Source organism: Chromobacterium sphagni, assembly GCF_001855575.1.
Classification (GTDB): domain Bacteria; phylum Pseudomonadota; class Gammaproteobacteria; order Burkholderiales; family Chromobacteriaceae; genus Chromobacterium; species Chromobacterium sphagni.
Genome location: NZ_MKCS01000003.1, coordinates 1 through 14,329, shown reverse-complemented (window position 1 = coordinate 14,329; position 14,329 = coordinate 1). Strand labels below are relative to the sequence as shown.

The 14,329-nt window shown below is 60.1% G+C and carries 25 protein-coding genes; 7 read left to right on the top strand and 18 right to left on the bottom strand.

Features of this window, described 5'->3' with window-relative positions; translation table 11 throughout:
- Positions 1-194: 194 nt before the first annotated feature.
- The 4 genes from BI347_RS19040 to BI347_RS19025 all read right to left on the bottom strand — a co-directional run bounded on the left by BI347_RS19040 (position 195) and on the right by BI347_RS19025 (position 3,535).
- Complete coding sequence (locus tag BI347_RS19040) at positions 195-1,004, bottom strand: MetQ/NlpA family ABC transporter substrate-binding protein (protein ID WP_071116778.1); 810 nt, start codon at positions 1,002-1,004, stop codon at positions 195-197.
- A 32-nt stretch (positions 1,005-1,036) separates the two neighbouring features.
- Entirely contained in the window at positions 1,037-1,723 is a 687-nt protein-coding gene (locus BI347_RS19035) for a methionine ABC transporter permease (RefSeq protein ID WP_071114478.1), read from the bottom strand.
- Positions 1,723-2,460 (bottom strand): methionine ABC transporter ATP-binding protein, encoded by a 738-nt coding sequence (locus BI347_RS19030; RefSeq protein WP_071114479.1) that lies wholly within the window; start codon positions 2,458-2,460, stop codon positions 1,723-1,725. Before BI347_RS19030 ends, BI347_RS19035 begins: the two co-directional genes overlap by 1 nt.
- Before the next feature lie 325 nt (positions 2,461-2,785).
- Entirely contained in the window at positions 2,786-3,535 is a 750-nt protein-coding gene (locus tag BI347_RS19025) for an endonuclease/exonuclease/phosphatase family protein (RefSeq protein WP_071116777.1), read from the bottom strand.
- 235 nt (positions 3,536-3,770) lie between these two features.
- Here BI347_RS19025 and BI347_RS19020 point away from each other — a divergent pair, with 235 nt between their 5' ends.
- A complete protein-coding gene (locus BI347_RS19020) occupies positions 3,771-4,517 on the top strand; it encodes a helix-turn-helix transcriptional regulator (protein ID WP_158020823.1) in 747 nt (248 codons plus the stop codon).
- A gap of 107 nt (positions 4,518-4,624) precedes the next feature.
- Positions 4,625-4,873: a hypothetical protein gene (locus BI347_RS19015; RefSeq protein WP_071116775.1), complete on the top strand. Its 249-nt coding sequence runs from the start codon at positions 4,625-4,627 to the stop codon at positions 4,871-4,873.
- Between the two features lie 217 nt (positions 4,874-5,090).
- Here BI347_RS19015 and BI347_RS19010 read toward each other — a convergent pair whose 3' ends face one another.
- Positions 5,091-5,717 (bottom strand): hypothetical protein, encoded by a 627-nt coding sequence (locus BI347_RS19010; RefSeq protein ID WP_071116774.1) that lies wholly within the window; start codon positions 5,715-5,717, stop codon positions 5,091-5,093.
- Positions 5,718-5,774: 57 nt separating this feature from the next.
- On the opposite strand from BI347_RS19010, the gene BI347_RS19005 reads away from it, so the two are divergent.
- From BI347_RS19005 to BI347_RS18995, 3 genes are all read left to right on the top strand, one after another.
- Positions 5,775-6,122, top strand: a complete 348-nt coding sequence (locus BI347_RS19005; RefSeq protein WP_139167268.1) for a DUF2345 domain-containing protein — start codon at positions 5,775-5,777, stop codon at positions 6,120-6,122.
- A gap of 5 nt (positions 6,123-6,127) precedes the next feature.
- Complete coding sequence (locus BI347_RS19000) at positions 6,128-6,838, top strand: hypothetical protein (protein ID WP_071116772.1); 711 nt, start codon at positions 6,128-6,130, stop codon at positions 6,836-6,838.
- Positions 6,839-6,900: 62 nt separating this feature from the next.
- Entirely contained in the window at positions 6,901-7,617 is a 717-nt protein-coding gene (locus BI347_RS18995; protein WP_158020822.1) for a hypothetical protein, read from the top strand.
- 214 nt (positions 7,618-7,831) lie between these two features.
- On the opposite strand, the gene BI347_RS18990 is transcribed toward BI347_RS18995, so the two are convergent.
- From BI347_RS18990 to BI347_RS18980, 5 genes are all read right to left on the bottom strand, one after another.
- On the bottom strand, positions 7,832-8,629 hold the full coding sequence (locus BI347_RS18990; RefSeq protein ID WP_071116770.1) for a DNA adenine methylase: 798 nt from the start codon (positions 8,627-8,629) through the stop codon (positions 7,832-7,834).
- A gap of 81 nt (positions 8,630-8,710) precedes the next feature.
- Positions 8,711-8,887 (bottom strand): hypothetical protein, encoded by a 177-nt coding sequence (locus BI347_RS24050; protein ID WP_158020821.1) that lies wholly within the window; start codon positions 8,885-8,887, stop codon positions 8,711-8,713.
- A gap of 3 nt (positions 8,888-8,890) precedes the next feature.
- Entirely contained in the window at positions 8,891-9,082 is a 192-nt protein-coding gene (locus BI347_RS23055; protein ID WP_083339053.1) for a Com family DNA-binding transcriptional regulator, read from the bottom strand.
- 136 nt (positions 9,083-9,218) lie between these two features.
- A complete protein-coding gene (locus tag BI347_RS24285) occupies positions 9,219-9,755 on the bottom strand; it encodes a hypothetical protein (protein ID WP_193431063.1) in 537 nt (178 codons plus the stop codon).
- Entirely contained in the window at positions 9,755-10,195 is a 441-nt protein-coding gene (locus BI347_RS18980; RefSeq protein ID WP_071116768.1) for a lysozyme, read from the bottom strand. Before BI347_RS18980 ends, BI347_RS24285 begins: the two co-directional genes overlap by 1 nt.
- Before the next feature lie 111 nt (positions 10,196-10,306).
- On the opposite strand from BI347_RS18980, the gene BI347_RS23730 reads away from it, so the two are divergent.
- The gene (locus tag BI347_RS23730; RefSeq protein WP_139167267.1) at positions 10,307-10,489 is read left to right on the top strand and encodes a hypothetical protein; all 183 of its coding nucleotides are present in this window, start codon (positions 10,307-10,309) and stop codon (positions 10,487-10,489) included.
- Here BI347_RS23730 and BI347_RS18975 read toward each other — a convergent pair.
- Genes BI347_RS18975 through BI347_RS18950 form a run of 6 tightly spaced genes read right to left on the bottom strand, consistent with a single transcriptional unit; the run spans position 10,486 to position 13,229 of the window.
- The gene (locus BI347_RS18975) at positions 10,486-10,764 is read right to left on the bottom strand and encodes a phage holin family protein (RefSeq protein WP_071116767.1); all 279 of its coding nucleotides are present in this window, start codon (positions 10,762-10,764) and stop codon (positions 10,486-10,488) included. The genes BI347_RS23730 and BI347_RS18975 overlap by 4 nt on opposite strands.
- Before the next feature lie 55 nt (positions 10,765-10,819).
- A complete protein-coding gene (locus BI347_RS18970; RefSeq protein WP_071116766.1) occupies positions 10,820-11,053 on the bottom strand; it encodes a hypothetical protein in 234 nt (77 codons plus the stop codon).
- 8 nt (positions 11,054-11,061) lie between these two features.
- Positions 11,062-11,964 (bottom strand): hypothetical protein, encoded by a 903-nt coding sequence (locus BI347_RS18965; protein WP_071116765.1) that lies wholly within the window; start codon positions 11,962-11,964, stop codon positions 11,062-11,064.
- Entirely contained in the window at positions 11,964-12,179 is a 216-nt protein-coding gene (locus BI347_RS18960) for a hypothetical protein (RefSeq protein ID WP_071116764.1), read from the bottom strand. The genes BI347_RS18965 and BI347_RS18960 overlap by 1 nt, the downstream gene beginning before the upstream one ends.
- The gene (locus tag BI347_RS18955; protein WP_139167266.1) at positions 12,176-12,406 is read right to left on the bottom strand and encodes a hypothetical protein; all 231 of its coding nucleotides are present in this window, start codon (positions 12,404-12,406) and stop codon (positions 12,176-12,178) included. Before BI347_RS18955 ends, BI347_RS18960 begins: the two co-directional genes overlap by 4 nt.
- On the bottom strand, positions 12,357-13,229 hold the full coding sequence (locus BI347_RS18950) for a hypothetical protein (RefSeq protein WP_071116762.1): 873 nt from the start codon (positions 13,227-13,229) through the stop codon (positions 12,357-12,359). The genes BI347_RS18955 and BI347_RS18950 overlap by 50 nt, the downstream gene beginning before the upstream one ends.
- 126 nt (positions 13,230-13,355) lie before the next feature.
- On the opposite strand from BI347_RS18950, the gene BI347_RS18945 reads away from it, so the two are divergent.
- Positions 13,356-13,574 carry a hypothetical protein gene (locus tag BI347_RS18945; protein WP_139167265.1) on the top strand — a complete coding sequence of 73 codons (219 nt, stop codon included), beginning with the start codon at positions 13,356-13,358 and terminating at the stop codon, positions 13,572-13,574.
- A gap of 173 nt (positions 13,575-13,747) precedes the next feature.
- Here the strand turns inward: BI347_RS18945 and BI347_RS18940 are convergent, their stop codons facing one another.
- Both BI347_RS18940 and BI347_RS24045 read right to left on the bottom strand, forming a co-directional pair.
- The gene (locus BI347_RS18940; protein ID WP_139167264.1) at positions 13,748-14,002 is read right to left on the bottom strand and encodes a hypothetical protein; all 255 of its coding nucleotides are present in this window, start codon (positions 14,000-14,002) and stop codon (positions 13,748-13,750) included.
- A gap of 37 nt (positions 14,003-14,039) precedes the next feature.
- On the bottom strand, positions 14,040-14,329 hold a 290-nt coding region (locus tag BI347_RS24045), incomplete at its 5' end, for a hypothetical protein (protein ID WP_158020820.1).

The following is a 14,329-nucleotide window of genomic DNA, read 5'->3' as shown; positions in this document are numbered from 1 at the left end:
GTCGTATTTGCTGAATTACGCCCAGGCAACGTGTAGCCGATAGATGTGACAATCTTTCCATTCTACCACGAAAGGCCGGGGCAATGCCCGCCCCGCAAGCGTTTGGGCCGCATGGGCGCTGCTTGCCGCGGACGCAAAAAAGGAGGGCCGAAGCCCTCCGTCAAGTCTTGTAGCCAGGAGTGTTACAAGAAAACTCAGTTCCAGCCTTGCGGCAGCTTGTAGCCGGCGAATTTCTGCTTGGTGTAGGTCTTGAAGGCCGGCGAATTGTAGGCGGCGATCACATCCTTTGCCCACGGCTTGCCGGCATCGGCGGCGCGCACCACGCCCCAGTTGACGTAGGCGTAGCTCTTTTCTTGGTAAACGACCTCGGTCAGCTTGATGCCGGAGCTGGTGGCATAGTTGCCGTTGATCACCGAGAAGTCCACATCGCTGCGCGAGCGCGGCAGTTGCGCGGCTTCCAGCTGGATGATCTTCACTTTCTTCAGGTTGACGGCGATGTCGCGCTCGGAGGCGGTCAGCGGGTTGACGCCCGGCTTCAGCTTCACCCAGCCCAGGTCGCTCAGCATCACCAGCGCACGGGCGAAGTTGGACGGATCATTAGGCGCGGCCAGGGTCACGCCAGGCTTGGCGTCCTTCAGCGACTTCAACTTGCCCGGATAGATGCCCAGCGGCGCGGTCGGCACCTGGAACGCTTCCTTCAGCGACAGCTTGTGCTCCTTGGCGAAGTTGTCCAGATAAGGCTTGTGCTGGAAGACGTTCACATCCAGCGAGCCTTCCTGCAGCGCCAGGTTGGGACGCACGTAGTCGGTGAACTCCACCAGTTTGACCGAGTAGCCCTGCTTTTCCAGCTGCGGCTTGATCGATTGTTTCACCATGTCGCCGAAGTCGCCCACGGTGGTGCCGATGACGATTTCCTTCTTGGCCGGATCGGCGGCCAGGACATTGCCGGCCAGCGCCAGGCCCACAACCGATGCCGCAACTGCCTTGATAACGAATCTACGCATTGTTCTCTCCTTTAAATTTGCGCGTCTGAAACTCAACGTTTGTCCAGCTTGGCCGCCAGGCGGTTGCCTAGCAGCTGGATGATCTGCACCAACACCACCAGCATCAGCACCATGGCCACCATGATGTCGGTCTGGAAGCGGTAATAGCCGTAGCGGATGGCCAAATCGCCGATGCCGCCGCCGCCGACCACTCCCGCCACCGCGGTATAGCTGAGAAAGCTGATGGTCAGGATGGTGAGGCCGGAAATCAGGCCGGAGCGGGCTTCGTTCACCAGCACCTTGAAAATGATCTGCAAGGGGCTCGCGCCCATCGCCTCGGCGGCTTCCACCACGCCGCGTGGGATTTCGCGCAAGGTCTGCTCCACCAGGCGGGCGAAATACGGAATGGCGGCAAAAGACAGCGGCACCGACGCGGCGATCGGGCCGATGGTGCTGCCCACCAACAGGCGGGTCAGCGGCACTAGCGACACCATCAGGATGATGAAGGGGAAGGAGCGCACCAGGTTAACCAGCCAGCTCAATACGCCGTTGACGAAACGGTTGGCGAACATCTGCCCGGCTTGGGACAGGTACAGGACCACGCCCAGCGGGCCGCCCAGCAGGATGGCCGCAGCCAGGCCTATGCCTAGCATCACGCCGGTTTCCTGACTGGCCTGCCAGATCTCAGGCGCCATCGACTGCAGGTTCTGCAGAGCTTCGCTCAGGGTTGCAGCATCCATTACGCGGCCTCCAGCAGCGAGCGGGCCAGCGCGGAATCCGCTTCGACCTCGCGATTGTTAACATCGACGACTTCCACTACCCTGCCCTGGTCCAGCACCGCGGCGCGGTGGCAGATGCTGCGCACCACGTGCATTTCGTGGGTGACGATCACCACGGTCACGCCGAAGCGGTCGTTGATGTCTTTCAGGCAGTCCAGGATGGATTGAGTGGTTTTGGGGTCGAGCGCGGAGGTCGGCTCATCGGCCAGGATCACGTGCGGACGCGGCGCCAGGGCGCGGGCAATGCCGACGCGCTGCTTCTGGCCGCCGGACAGCTGGGCCGGGTAGTGGTTGGCCCGGTCTTCCAGGCCGACAATGGCCAGGCACTCGGCCACGCGCTTTTCGATGTCGGCGCGGCCCCAGCCGGCGATTTCCAGCGGAAAGGCGACGTTGCCGGCGACGGTGCGGTTGGCCAGCAGATTGAACTGCTGGAACACCATGCCGATATTCTGGCGCGCGGCTCGCAGCTGCTTGGCGGACAGGCTGGTCAGATCCTGGCCGTCGACGATCACCGCGCCGGCGTCCGGACGCTCCAGCAGATTGATCAGGCGCAGCAAGGTGGATTTGCCGGCGCCGGAGAAACCGATCAGGCCGAAGACTTCCCCAGCCTTGATGGTCAGCGAGGTTTCCGCCACGGCGTCGAACCAGCCGCCCTCGGGGCTGCGAAACCGCTTGCAGACATTTTGCAGATGAATCATTCCAAACACTCCCAGATGCACAAAGCCCACCGATAGCTGCGGCGGGCTTTGCTGTGGAAATCTTCGGAATGTCCGTGAGATTGTTTGTAAACAGTTTGGTCCGATGACGGGGTCTGTTTACCCACGCTTTAGCTGTTTTACGCCCGCAAGCTGTGTTCAAATCGGCGATAAATTTGATTGAGATTGAACATGTTTTTTCGCTTAGCGTCAACCGCCTTTTAAAAAATTATAAGCAACCGTCGCGTTATTGCAAAAAACGCTATTGATTGTGAGATTTAAGTTATTTATATAGATTTTTAAGTTATCAAAATCGCCGGCCAGCCGGCTATAGCGGGCTGATTTCGGCGCACAAAGGCAGGTGGTCGGACAATCCAGACCAGGGCTTGCCCGACAAAACCCGCGCGGCCTCCACTTTCAAGCCGCGTACATAGATGCGGTCCAATGTCAGCATAGGCATGCGCGCCGGAAAACTCTGCGCGTGCGCGCCCCGGGTCTGCAAAAAAGCCTCTTCCAGGCCCAGCTCGCGGTACAACAGCGCGCTGGCCTCGCCGCGCCAGTCGTTGAAGTCGCCGGCCAGGATCAGCGGCAAATGCTCGGCGATGGCCTGCTGCACATAGCTGGCCAGCCCGCGGTACTGCTTGCGGCGGTCAAACGCCAGCAGATTGAAATGGCCGCAGAGCGCCACCACCGGCTGCGGCCAGCCATCCGGTTGCAGCAGGCATTGCAGCACGCCGCGACTCTCGAAACGGTTGACCGAGATATCGCGGTTGCACCACTCGCGCACCGCAAAGCGCGTCAGCAAGGCATTGCCATGGTGGCCATGGTCATAAGCGGCGTTCAAACCGTAAACCGCCCGGTGCGACAAGCGGTTGGCCAGAAAATGGTGCTGCGGCTGAGCCGGCCAGCGGTGGTGCCGTATCGCCCGCTCAAGATTCTTGCCCTGCACTTCCTGCAAAAACAGCATGTCCGGCGCCAGCGTCGCCAGCGCGTCTGCCATATCGTCCACTCGCACGTGCCGGTTCAGCGGCGACATGCCCTTGTGGATGTTATAAGTGCATATCAATACATTATTCATATAAATATCAATGACTTAAGAAGTTAAGTTGAGGTAAGTTGCAAGGAAAAACAACAACTTTCACACCTTTAAAATCAAGCACTTACGCATCGATTTCGGAAATCATTTTGCATATTTGACGGGCTTTTCTTCACCCTGCACCACGCTTCTGTATCAAGTATGAGCCCCCATCTGTAAATGTACTTGTTTGGACTGAAATAAAGAGAAGCAGATGTACAGGGATCGGGGAGTCTGCATGCAGGATCGCATTCGGCAGCTGCTAGTCGAGGTGCCGCCATGGTCGGCGTATTCCTTGTTGGCGATACATGAACAACTCGCTTCACTCTCATCTGTAGATGAACTGACTCAATGGCTCCGTGGATTACGTAATGCCATACCCCTCATGCCTCCCGTCCTCCTTGCGATATCCGGTCGCGGTCGCTATCTTCCGCAACTACACCGAGTCATCTATCACGACTGGCCAGCCGACTGGCTGGAGCGCTACGACGACCCAGGATTCCGCTCTGCCGATCCCATCCTCAGCGCCCCAGCCGGCCAGCCCGTGCACTGGTCCGCCGAGTTCGCCAGGCTCAAACGTCCTACCCTGTCACAGCGCAAATTCCTCGCCTCATGCCGCAACAATGGCATGACGCATGGTGTTTCCTTTATTTCCGACCAGCGAAATCATCGGGTGATCCTCAGCCTATCCGGGCAACGAGCCGAAGAGGATGCCCAACTAATCCGGATGATAGAAATGGTATGGACGCATATCGTCCAGTGCGCACGGCGGCTCCTGCTACCCAAGAACCGGCTATTCGAGCTCTCGCCGCGGGAGCGGGATGTGGTCGAACTCATCAGCCTGGGCGAAAGCTACCGCAGTACAGCAGCCGCGCTCGGCATCGATGAGACCACCGTCACCGACCATGTCAATCGCATGGTCGAACGGTATGGCGCGAACAATTCAAGACACCTTGTAAAAATCCTGTTCAGCTGTACTGATTAATTCGAATTTTGCATCCAGTGCGACGGAGCAGCCCTTCTTTTCAGGGAATGAAATATGCGTATATCGTGGAGATAATGCTTCTTCCTCCAAAAAAATAAGGCGCTAACATGCACTACCTGCACCTCACCCGTGATCTCGCGCATTGCCTGAACCCCATGATCGGCTCCAGCACCAGGGAAACACTCGAAAACCTCGCTTCCCTCCTCAAAGGGCATTGCTCGCTGATAGCGGATCGGTCAAATGGCACAACGCTAGATGGCGAGTCCACGTTCCACTTGCTGCAAGCCGTGGCCGCCACACTGCTATTTGAGTCGGAGGCCCCCCCCACGGCCGCCAACGATAGTAAACCCACCTGACCAAATGCCCAGCAGAGCTGCAGAATGGATTATGGTAGTCTCCACGATCTTTTATCCTGCAGCTCCTCATCCCGATGAAACCCGTTATCCGACTCGGCGACCCCACTAACCATGGAGGATAAAGTCGTCAGCGCAGCGGCCACCACCTCAATGTTTGGCAAGGAGGTGACCTACATAGGTGACTCCACTCCATCACCTGTCCCAAGCTGTGCTAGCACTACGAGGAGTTGGCCGCAATGAACGTCAGTGACAGCTCTTCAGCCTGAAAGTAGATATGGAAGCTCCTACTGATTAGCTCGTTGTTTTGATTCTGCAGTGCGTAAATTTCCGAGAACTTCTCCGCATAGAAGCTGATCCACTCATCAGGCGTGGCAAAGTTCGACTTGGCCCATAGCGAAGCGTTCAGGTCGTGGATTGCCTCTGACGAGGCCGACAGGAAGTCGTGGTTGAGCGGGAAGAACATCAGCAGCTCGCCTGGGCCGATCTGCTCGATGGCGTCATCCGTGACGATGTGCAGCCGCGGGCCTTGTGGCGTAGGGGCTGACAGAATCAACCGCGTGATGTCGATCTGTTCGTTCGGGCCGGCCTCTTGGCGCCGACACTCCTTCTCGCGCGCCAGCAGCACCGGCAGAGACGCTAGGGCAGCTCCGCGGGTGAGGTGCCCTAGCGTGCGCTGAACGACGCCATACTCGCCGGTGCCGGTGAACACACCACCTGGCCACTCGTGGAGTTTTTGGCAGGCAATGCTCCGCCTAAAGGCAGTGGAATTGGTGAACGCGATCGTCGTGTTGTCGGCGGAGACGATGAGGCTGTCTTCGGCCTGCATTGCAATGATGAATGTCATGCTGAGCGAATAATGTATTTGATTTTCTAATCCGAACCATCCTACCCTGGAGAGAAAATGTCAGGCGGCGGTTACATCAGAATAGCAGGGGGCAATATTGAAGTGCATTGCCCAGGCACAGTTAGTATTCGTGGACAGAATATCGCGCTCTCAGGCCCGGCGCAAATTGGCACGAATATGCAAGGCATGCCATCAGCGGATTACAATAGCCTTTCATTCGTGGTGAAGGATGCTCAGGGCAACATCCAGAAAAATATGCCCTACATCCTCAAAGACGGCAAAGGGCAGATATTCAAGGGCGTGACCGACAAGTATGGCAGGACGCAGCGGATACATACCAGCGATCCAAATGACCTCTCGGTCCATTTAGACCATGGTGCAACTGGAATGAATTTGGAAGAATAGTGGCTATGGCGCAACCAAAAACAACGACGGCAAAGACCCAGCCGAAAGATAAAAATGCCGTGGCCGAACATCGAGAAGATGTCTTTCACCTGATCATCGGGTTTGAGGTAAATGATCCGAATGCCTACCGCGAGGTGTATGTTGCCCCCAATGGCATGAGAAAGGTTCATTACGTTCTGGAAGACCCTGGCCACACGTTCATGTATTTAACCAAAAATCTCAAGGTCACATTTTTCTACAGCCTCGGCCCGGCTTATAACAACCCTGTTCAGCGAGCCTACGGACAAGGGTCTCCAGAATACAAAATACCAGGCGACACTCGCCTTTTCAGATTTAACATAAGCGAGGATCAATACGAAAAGATGCTTGCCAAGGGAAAAGAATACCGAGCTGAAGTGCTGGCAGGGGCGAGATATTATAATATCTTCCAGAATTTCACCTGTGCCAGAAGTGCACGAGACATTATTGTCGCGGGCTGGTCGAGCGTTCCCAGAGGTTCTAGTTTTATAGGAAAAGGTGTTGTTATGGAGGATGTCGTAAACCCATACGCCTTCTATGAGGCCATTCATGACAAGTATCCGCAGGGTGAAATAAGACTCAGCCAGAATAAAACTGAGTGGCGCAATCTCATGCATGACGGGAATGCCTATCCAGGAAAAAAGCCGGACCCCACTATCAATCCAGCAGACTGGCCAAAAGAGCCTAAAGAGCAATGAAAAGAAAAAAATTAGTATTGCCCATACTTGCGATCATATTTGTTGCTTTAGGAGTTTTTATCATGAATGAAGGTGGCGAGAAAAAAGTTCCGAAGATCGTTGATGAGATATCCGATCGATATGGCACAGTCGTTAACTATGATCACTTTCTAAGTGATGGCATGAAGAGTAAAAAACTCACGCCTCTTGACAAGGAAAACTTGGAGAGGTTTATAGGAACAAACTTGGACGTCCTGAGTGGGAAAGTCTCCCTTGATGATGTTGGCAATAAGGATGCAAGCATCAAGGTGGACTTGTTTGTTCCGAAGATTCCTACAGATCCAGTTGTTACCGGAACCTTGTGGTATACCTATATAATTAGCCGCCCATCCCAAGCCACACGGGGTATCGTTGGAGGCTTCTCAAGCGATATAGATCGCAAAGATGGGGATGCTCCCTGGAAGTATAGCAACATCACCATGAGCAATTCAGACAAAGTCGAAATTCTGACTAATTTCGGACAGGCTGACTTTGAAAAATTGGAATTGAAATTCGTAAAGAAATTTCTAATGTCAGACTTAAAGAGTGAAACAAAAAAAATAGATTTCTCACCCTACTATGATTATAGAAAATTCCACTCCTCTGACTATAATTGGCTCGGTTATGCCTTTTATAAATTTACAACCGTCAAAAATTCTGTTCCGCTAACAGTCGTGTTCGCGGTTAAAGAAGATCAATACAGCGAGCACGAGACCTATCCAAAGAATTGGTTCTATGTCTACATGAAGCGCGAAAGTTGATGCCGGCAGATCAAGAGCGGCGCTTTCGTTGATACGGAGAACGTGCACAGCGCCGCTTTTGTTGAGACCGGCAACATCTACAGGTTCACGATATGACTACTGGAAGACTGCTGTTGGCCATATGGATGACGGCCACGCTGACATCGTGACGATCTTGACAATGCGTAATCATCAAATCAAGCACATAGCCCGGTCCAACACCGGGCCATCCCCTTTAAAACAAGCCTCCACACTCCTCAGCATTCCAGTTCATGATCACCAATTCCCCCGAGGCCGTCGGCGCACCCTGGCGCTGATTGCCGTTGCTGTACTTGATATCCAGCTCCAGCATGTGGTGGCCAGCGAATGCGCGCCGGATGTCCGGATGGTCGTTGATGCTGACCATGACCCGGCCGCGCACGCGCTGCATGATCTCGGCCATGGCCTCGTATTCCGCGAACGGGAACGGCACGCCGTATCCCTCGGTTTGCCAGTAGGGCGGGTCCAGGTAGAAAAACGCATGCTCGCGGTCGTAGCGCTCGATGCAGCGCCGCCAGTCCAGGTTCTCGACCGTCACGCCGGCCAGCCGCAAGTGGGCGGCCGACAGATTCTCCTCGATGCGCAACAGGTTGACCGTCGGCGCCGTGGTCGACGTGCCAAAGGACTGGCCGGTGACCTTCCCACCGAACGCGTGCTGCTGCAGGTAGAAAAACCGCGCCGCGCGCTGGATGTCGGTCAGCGTCTCCGGCCGGGTCTCCTGTAGCCAAGCAAACACCTGGCGGCTGGACAGCGCCCATTTGAATTGCCGGACAAACTCCTCCAGGTGGTGCTGGACGACGCGGTACAGATTGACCAGATCGCCGTTCACGTCGTTGATGATTTCGCACTGCGCTGGCTGCTGCCGCAGGAAAAACAGCGCAGCGCCGCCGCAGAACACCTCGATGTAGCAGCTATGCGGCGGGAACAGGGGCAGCAGGCGGTCAGCCAGGCGACGTTTGCCGCCGATCCAGGGGATGATGGGGGATGCGTTCATGTAGGACTCCCAGGCCCTCGCAGGGGCTCAGGAGTGGGGGCGCGCGGCCCTCGGAGGAATGCTGGCAGATGCCGGCGGGGGTTAAATGCCTTCCGGCATCAGGTCGCCGCTGTCGAGATCGGCGCAGTAGGTCAGCCTGGCCAGCTGCTCGGCCGGGACGTCGGTCGCCACGCCGCCGACCGCCTCGATCACAATCCCGTATTTGCGGCTCAATTCAGCCAGTTCGCGGCAGAAATCGCGGTATTCGGTCGGTATCATTTGCTACTCCTGTTTCGTTGTTGGCGTGACACCATTACCGCTCTGCCTGCGGCACCCCGCCGGACTGCCGCCCGGCAGTGGCGAGGTAGCGACATAGCAGTTCATAGCCCGGCAGCGCGGGCATTTGATATTCAATTTCACGAATTCACCTTCAGCCAGCTTCTTATTGCAACAATTACAACGTACTTCAATCATGACGAGCCTTAATTGTCTGTGGTAGGCTTTCCATGCTGTCGACAGCTGGGAAAGCCCACGGTCAAGGCTCGCAGGTATAGCTGCGAGTGCAACGATGGCGCGGCCTGCTGTTCCCGCAGCAGGCCGCGCCGCTTTCTTACTGCAGGCCAGCCCCACTGCGCTTCATCGCATCGATCGTGCGGGCCTTCTCGGCACTGCCGGCCGAACTGCCGTAGTAGTACTGGATGATGGAGCCGAATGCCGCGCCCAGCGCGCCAACCAGCACCAGCAGCGAGTCGCGGCCGGTAGGCGGCAGCTCCTGGAAAATCATCAGCGCCATGATGGCAAAGAAGCCGGCGACGACGACGGCGGCCAGCAACCGCGGCGTGATATCGCCGGTTTTGACCTCCCGTTCACGCGCGCTGGCGCGGTCGCCGGCGGCGATCGCCTCCAACGCCTGTTGGTTCTGGAACCCGAGTTCCTGCATTTTCGCCGCGAACTGCTGGTCAGCCTGTTTGACGGCCAGCATCTGCTCCGGCGTCACGCCAGCCAGAGCCTGTTTCACCGCCTCCTCGGTTTTTTCCGGCAGGCCGATCGCATCGGCCACAGCACTGACTGCCATACCTCCAAGCGGACCGCCAAGGGCAGTACCGATCCACGGTGCAACCGTGGCCACGATTTGTTTCCAGTCCATCACGCATCCTCCTTCGATTGAAACAGCGATTGCTCGGCCAGCCGGCGGCGGGTCAGGCCCGGCAGCATTTGGCCACCGGCTCGGTTCCAGCGCGGGAACTGGCCGGCGGCGCCGGCATAGTCGCCAGCGTTCAGCTTCCGCAGCAGGGTGGAGCCCTGCAGATTGGCCAGGCCCAGGTTGTAGGAGAAGCTGACCAGCGCCGAAAACTGGTTGCCGTTGAGCGGCACGGCCACCAGCCGGCCGATGCCGGACTCAAACCGAGCCAGGTCTTGGCGGAGCAGCTGCTCTGCCTGGTCGTTGGTGATTGTCAGCCCGGCTCGGACGTCAGTACCGGTATGGCCGTAGCCTATGGTCCAGACGCCGACGACGTCCTGGTAGGCGGTGAGGCGTAGGCCCTCGAATTGCTTGATCAAGACTAGGCCCTGAGCATTGGTTTTCATGGGTTTCTCCTGAAAGAGTTCGGCCCGCGCACGGCGGGCCGAATGGTCAGTTGTCGATATAGGCGTCAACTCGCTAAAACAAGGCATGACGTATGACTGCTGGGGGTTGTCATGAGACGCGCCGTTCCGGTTGTGCTGTATGGGCTAATGATCTCGGTTTGCCTGTATCTGATCTCAGATTGGGTGAGCAGCCATAAAGAGCCGGTCAAATGCGAGCTGCTTGTCGGCCAGGATCTGGACGTTTTGCCGGCCGCTTGCTTTGAACAGCAAATCCAGGCGCTGACACCGGACTAGCTGGCCAGATTGTCAGCGCGTCGCTTGAGCCACGCCTCCAGGTACTGGGCGCCCAGGATGCCCAGGCCGGCGCCGATGCCCACCAGTGCCGGCAGCGGCATGTCCGGAAACTGCGTCAACGCCACGCCGGCAACGGTGGAGGTGGCGCCGCCCAGAATGGCGCGGCCCACGGCCAGCCGGACGGTGATTTCTTCCTGGCTGACCAGCAGCTTGCCTAGGCCGATCAGCGCGCCTACGGTCAGCAACGCCAGCAATCCCTTCTCGTGATCCTGCATCTACCACTCCCTATATAAATGGCCGGAACAAGCCGGCCCCCCTCTTCCCCGCGCGTTACTGCGGCGGTAGTGCGTATGGTGCCAGCGCCGCGGTAGCGGCCACGCCCAGCGCGATGGCCAGCGGCTGGCCGGCTTGCAGATCCTCCGCCGCCAGCGGCCGGGGCTCGCCGACATAGGTCTGCAGTTGCTGGCTCATCGGATTGGGCTGATCGGCGGCGAAGCGCAGCGACACGCCCGCCACGCCGGCCGGCGACATGCGGATCAGCAATTCATATGGGTATTGGTTCATGTTTCTCCTCACACAGGGTTGCCGGTCCGGACGCTGATCCAGGCCGTGCCGTTCGAAAACGCGATCGCCGCGCCGCCGGCGGCGTCGGTGATGTAGACCGTCGCGCCGGCATAGGCGGCTGCCGCCGGCGCGGTGGCGCGGGTGTAGGCCGGCGCGGGCACCGGCACGGTACTGAACTGGCTGGTGGTCAGCAGCGGCTGCGGCTGCACGGCCAGGTAGTTGCCAGCCGGCAGCGCCGCGCCGACATGGGCCGGGCTGGCCGCCCAGCCGCCGCTGGTGGTGTCGCCGAACGCGCTGCAGCTGTTGGCGCCGGCCCAGGCCGGCAGCTGCGCGTACACGGTGTATGAAGTGGTGCCGTTCTGACACACCATGAAGGTGCAGCCGACGCTGCCAAACACCATGGCGGTGGCCGCGCCGAAGAACGGCCCTGTCGATCCAGGCTGCTGGGCGGCGCCGTTGCTGGTGCTGAACAGCAGCGTCGCCATCCCCAGCTGGCCATTGATGGCGTTGTAGCCGTTGCCGAACAACAGCATCAGCGCCAGCTTGGCGCCACCCTGCGGGCAGTTGAACGTACCCAGGCGCATGTAAGCGGCGGCGGCCTTGGTGTCAGGGACGTTGTCCTGCCGCGGCGGCCGGTAGCCCAGCGCCTGCAGCACCTGGTCGCCCGGCAGCGACTTCACGCTGCCAGCCACGCCCGACACCGAGATCGGCCAGGTGCCGCTGGCGTTGGAGCCGTCGGCGCGCAGCACGTTTGCGGCGCTGGGCACCGTGCGGCTGCCGCCGGCGGCGTCGGTCAGCGTCACCATGCCGTTGCCGGTCAGCCAGGCGTTGAACTGGTCCATGGTCAGGTTGTAGCGCTGCATCAGCTGGGTGATAGCTACCGCGATGTCGCCGAGAGAAGGGTCTGCCATCAGGCCTCCAAAGCAGAAGCCCCGCTGTCATCGCGGGGCTTCGGGTAGGTGTGTTTGACTTGCCGGATCTGCTCCAGCACTTGCGCCGCCTGTGGCGGCAGCTGGCCGGGCGGCAAGCTGGCCACCACGCGCCACAGCGCGTCCAGCTGGTCGCCGATGTCCGGGTACTGTTGGCGCCGCACCGCGGCGTGATCTCCAACGTGGTGGATCTTCATGTCGTCACCTCAAAAATCGCCGTCTGTTGTGGCCAGGCCTCCACCACGATCTGGTGGCGGCCAGGGTGCGCGAACGACAGCTCGCATGACTCCTCCGGGCACGGGTACGGCGTGCCATCGAGGATCAGCCGGCATGGCGCCGGCAACTGGCGCAGCGTCATGCCGTCCAGCACCGCGCTAGCGGGCGGGCGCGGCACGATGGCGCCGGCGCGCACATACTGCGTCACCGGGTCCGCCACGCCGATCAGGATTCGCTTGCCGGCGGCCTCGTCCAGCTGGATGTTCTCCGGCCGGCTGGTGCCGGTCTGGACGATGCGGCCGGCGTCGTCGTACTCGATGATGTCGATGGGCATCCCTACCTCCTGAAAGCACGCAGCCGTAACGGATCACGCCGCTTTTTTGAATCGCCGGCGACGAAACCCCGACCGTGACCACCTCGCCGGCATTGACGTTGAGCACCAGCACCGCGCTGCCGTTGACCGGCACCGACCGGTTGCGGCCATACAGCGTGGCCACCGGATCGGCAAACGGCGAATCGGCGAACGCCAGCAGCGTGCCGCTGTCGCTGCAGCTGAACTGGAACGAGTAATTGAACGCGTTGGTCCAGCCGTTGACGGTGATGCTGCGGGTGTCGTTCTTGCTGACCGCCTCGCCGCGTATCTGCAGCGTGTCCACCATCAGGTTGCGGATGTAGGTGGCGTCCAGGCCGTTGGCATCGACTACCACTGCGCCATTCCGGGTGATGCGCAAGCTCTCGGTGTCGATCTGCCCGACCGTGAGCCGGCCCTTGATGTAGCCGGCCCCCATGCCTGTCATGTCGACTACTACGCTGCCGGCCTGGTCGCGGATGGTCAGCCCGCGGCTGTTGATCTGACCGGCATCGATCGAGTCCAGCGCGATCACCCGCCGACCGACGATGGTGCCGTCGGCGATCAGCGAGCCATCCACGCCGACGGCCGGCTGGCCGTTGATGCGGGTGACGCTGAACACCGGTTTCGGGTTGGTGCCATCCGGCAACGCCACCTGGAACGAGTCGGCCAGCACCGGCAAACGACGAGCCGCCGGCGCCGCTGTTCAGCTGGATGCCGGCGACGCGCGGATTCTGCCCCTGGCTGTTCTAACTGCACCTTCAGCGCCCATTGCCCCTGCACACCATCAATAGACTGCGACAGCTGGGTGATGGTCGCCGCTGTTGCTGCCACTGTGGTTTGCACCCGGCTGACCTGCGACGCCAGCGCGCTGGTTTCGCTCGCCCGCGCCATCATCTCGTTGACCACGGCGCCGGCGTTGTCGGCCACCGCCGCCTGCAGCACGTCGATGTCCGACGCCATGGCGGTGTGCTGCTCCGCCCTCACCTGCTGCTCGCTGGCGATGGCGGCGAGGCCTGGCCGCTGACCACCCGCGCCGCCGCGCGCCTGCGAGCCAACTGCTGTCCACCTGCAGCACCGGCGCGCAGCAGCGCCCGGGCCGCCCGCGTCCGAGCTGGTGATGCTGCCGGCCACATCGGGCGCCAGCAGGCTGTAATCGACGCTGCCCTTCATCAGCTGGAGCAGCCAGCGCGGGGTCTTTCACCGTTGCGCTTTGGCGCTGACCGGCGCGGAAGCGTTGCCCCAGCTATCGACCACCACCAGCTGGTAGCGCACCTCCACGCCGAGGGCGATGCCCATATGCACCCAGCTGGCCGCCGGGTAGGCCACGTCGGCCAGCTTCGACCAGCTCTTGCCGTCCATCGAGGCCAGGATCTGCGCGCCGCGCAGGTCGGCCCGGTCCGGGTAGGCCCAGCGCAGCGTGATCTGCATCGCCTCGCCGATCGCCTGAAACACCGTGGCCCGCCGGGCGGCACCGCGTGGCCCTGCACCGTCAACGACGCCAGCGCCGGTGCCGACAGCGTGCCGTCGGCGAATACCGCCGCCACCGACGCTTCCAGCGGGCCGGGTCGACATCCCAGCTCGACGCGGTGTCCGGCACCACCTGCACCGACCAGGCGCCGCCGGCGCGCCGCCATTTCAGCTGGTAATTGATCGCGCCGCGCAGCGGCGGCCAGACGGCCGTCACCACCGCCACGCGCCGGCCGTCGCCGGTCACCCGGCTGGATTCCGACAGCCGCAGGAAGCCCAGCGCCGGCGGCAGGCTGGGCGCCGGGCCGCCGC

Excerpts from the sequence above, each read along its gene's own strand:
- BI347_RS19040 (WP_071116778.1), bottom strand. The coding sequence starts at position 1,004 with ATGCGTAGATTCGTTATCAAGGCAGTTGCGGCATCGGTTGTGGGCCTG.
- BI347_RS19035 (WP_071114478.1), bottom strand. The coding sequence starts at position 1,723 with ATGGATGCTGCAACCCTGAGCGAAGCTCTGCAGAACCTGCAGTCGATG.
- BI347_RS19030 (WP_071114479.1), bottom strand. The coding sequence starts at position 2,460 with ATGATTCATCTGCAAAATGTCTGCAAGCGGTTTCGCAGCCCCGAGGGC.
- BI347_RS19025 (WP_071116777.1), bottom strand. The coding sequence starts at position 3,535 with ATGAATAATGTATTGATATGCACTTATAACATCCACAAGGGCATGTCG.
- BI347_RS19020 (WP_158020823.1), top strand. The coding sequence starts at position 3,771 with ATGCAGGATCGCATTCGGCAGCTGCTAGTCGAGGTGCCGCCATGGTCG.
- BI347_RS19015 (WP_071116775.1), top strand. The coding sequence starts at position 4,625 with ATGCACTACCTGCACCTCACCCGTGATCTCGCGCATTGCCTGAACCCC.
- BI347_RS19010 (WP_071116774.1), bottom strand. The coding sequence starts at position 5,717 with ATGACATTCATCATTGCAATGCAGGCCGAAGACAGCCTCATCGTCTCC.
- BI347_RS19005 (WP_139167268.1), top strand. The coding sequence starts at position 5,775 with ATGTCAGGCGGCGGTTACATCAGAATAGCAGGGGGCAATATTGAAGTG.
- BI347_RS19000 (WP_071116772.1), top strand. The coding sequence starts at position 6,128 with ATGGCGCAACCAAAAACAACGACGGCAAAGACCCAGCCGAAAGATAAA.
- BI347_RS18995 (WP_158020822.1), top strand. The coding sequence starts at position 6,901 with ATGAATGAAGGTGGCGAGAAAAAAGTTCCGAAGATCGTTGATGAGATA.
- BI347_RS18990 (WP_071116770.1), bottom strand. The coding sequence starts at position 8,629 with ATGAACGCATCCCCCATCATCCCCTGGATCGGCGGCAAACGTCGCCTG.
- BI347_RS24050 (WP_158020821.1), bottom strand. The coding sequence starts at position 8,887 with ATGATACCGACCGAATACCGCGATTTCTGCCGCGAACTGGCTGAATTG.
- BI347_RS23055 (WP_083339053.1), bottom strand. The coding sequence starts at position 9,082 with ATGATTGAAGTACGTTGTAATTGTTGCAATAAGAAGCTGGCTGAAGGT.
- BI347_RS24285 (WP_193431063.1), bottom strand. The coding sequence starts at position 9,755 with ATGGACTGGAAACAAATCGTGGCCACGGTTGCACCGTGGATCGGTACT.
- BI347_RS18980 (WP_071116768.1), bottom strand. The coding sequence starts at position 10,195 with ATGAAAACCAATGCTCAGGGCCTAGTCTTGATCAAGCAATTCGAGGGC.
- BI347_RS23730 (WP_139167267.1), top strand. The coding sequence starts at position 10,307 with ATGAGACGCGCCGTTCCGGTTGTGCTGTATGGGCTAATGATCTCGGTT.
- BI347_RS18975 (WP_071116767.1), bottom strand. The coding sequence starts at position 10,764 with ATGCAGGATCACGAGAAGGGATTGCTGGCGTTGCTGACCGTAGGCGCG.
- BI347_RS18970 (WP_071116766.1), bottom strand. The coding sequence starts at position 11,053 with ATGAACCAATACCCATATGAATTGCTGATCCGCATGTCGCCGGCCGGC.
- BI347_RS18965 (WP_071116765.1), bottom strand. The coding sequence starts at position 11,964 with ATGGCAGACCCTTCTCTCGGCGACATCGCGGTAGCTATCACCCAGCTG.
- BI347_RS18960 (WP_071116764.1), bottom strand. The coding sequence starts at position 12,179 with ATGAAGATCCACCACGTTGGAGATCACGCCGCGGTGCGGCGCCAACAG.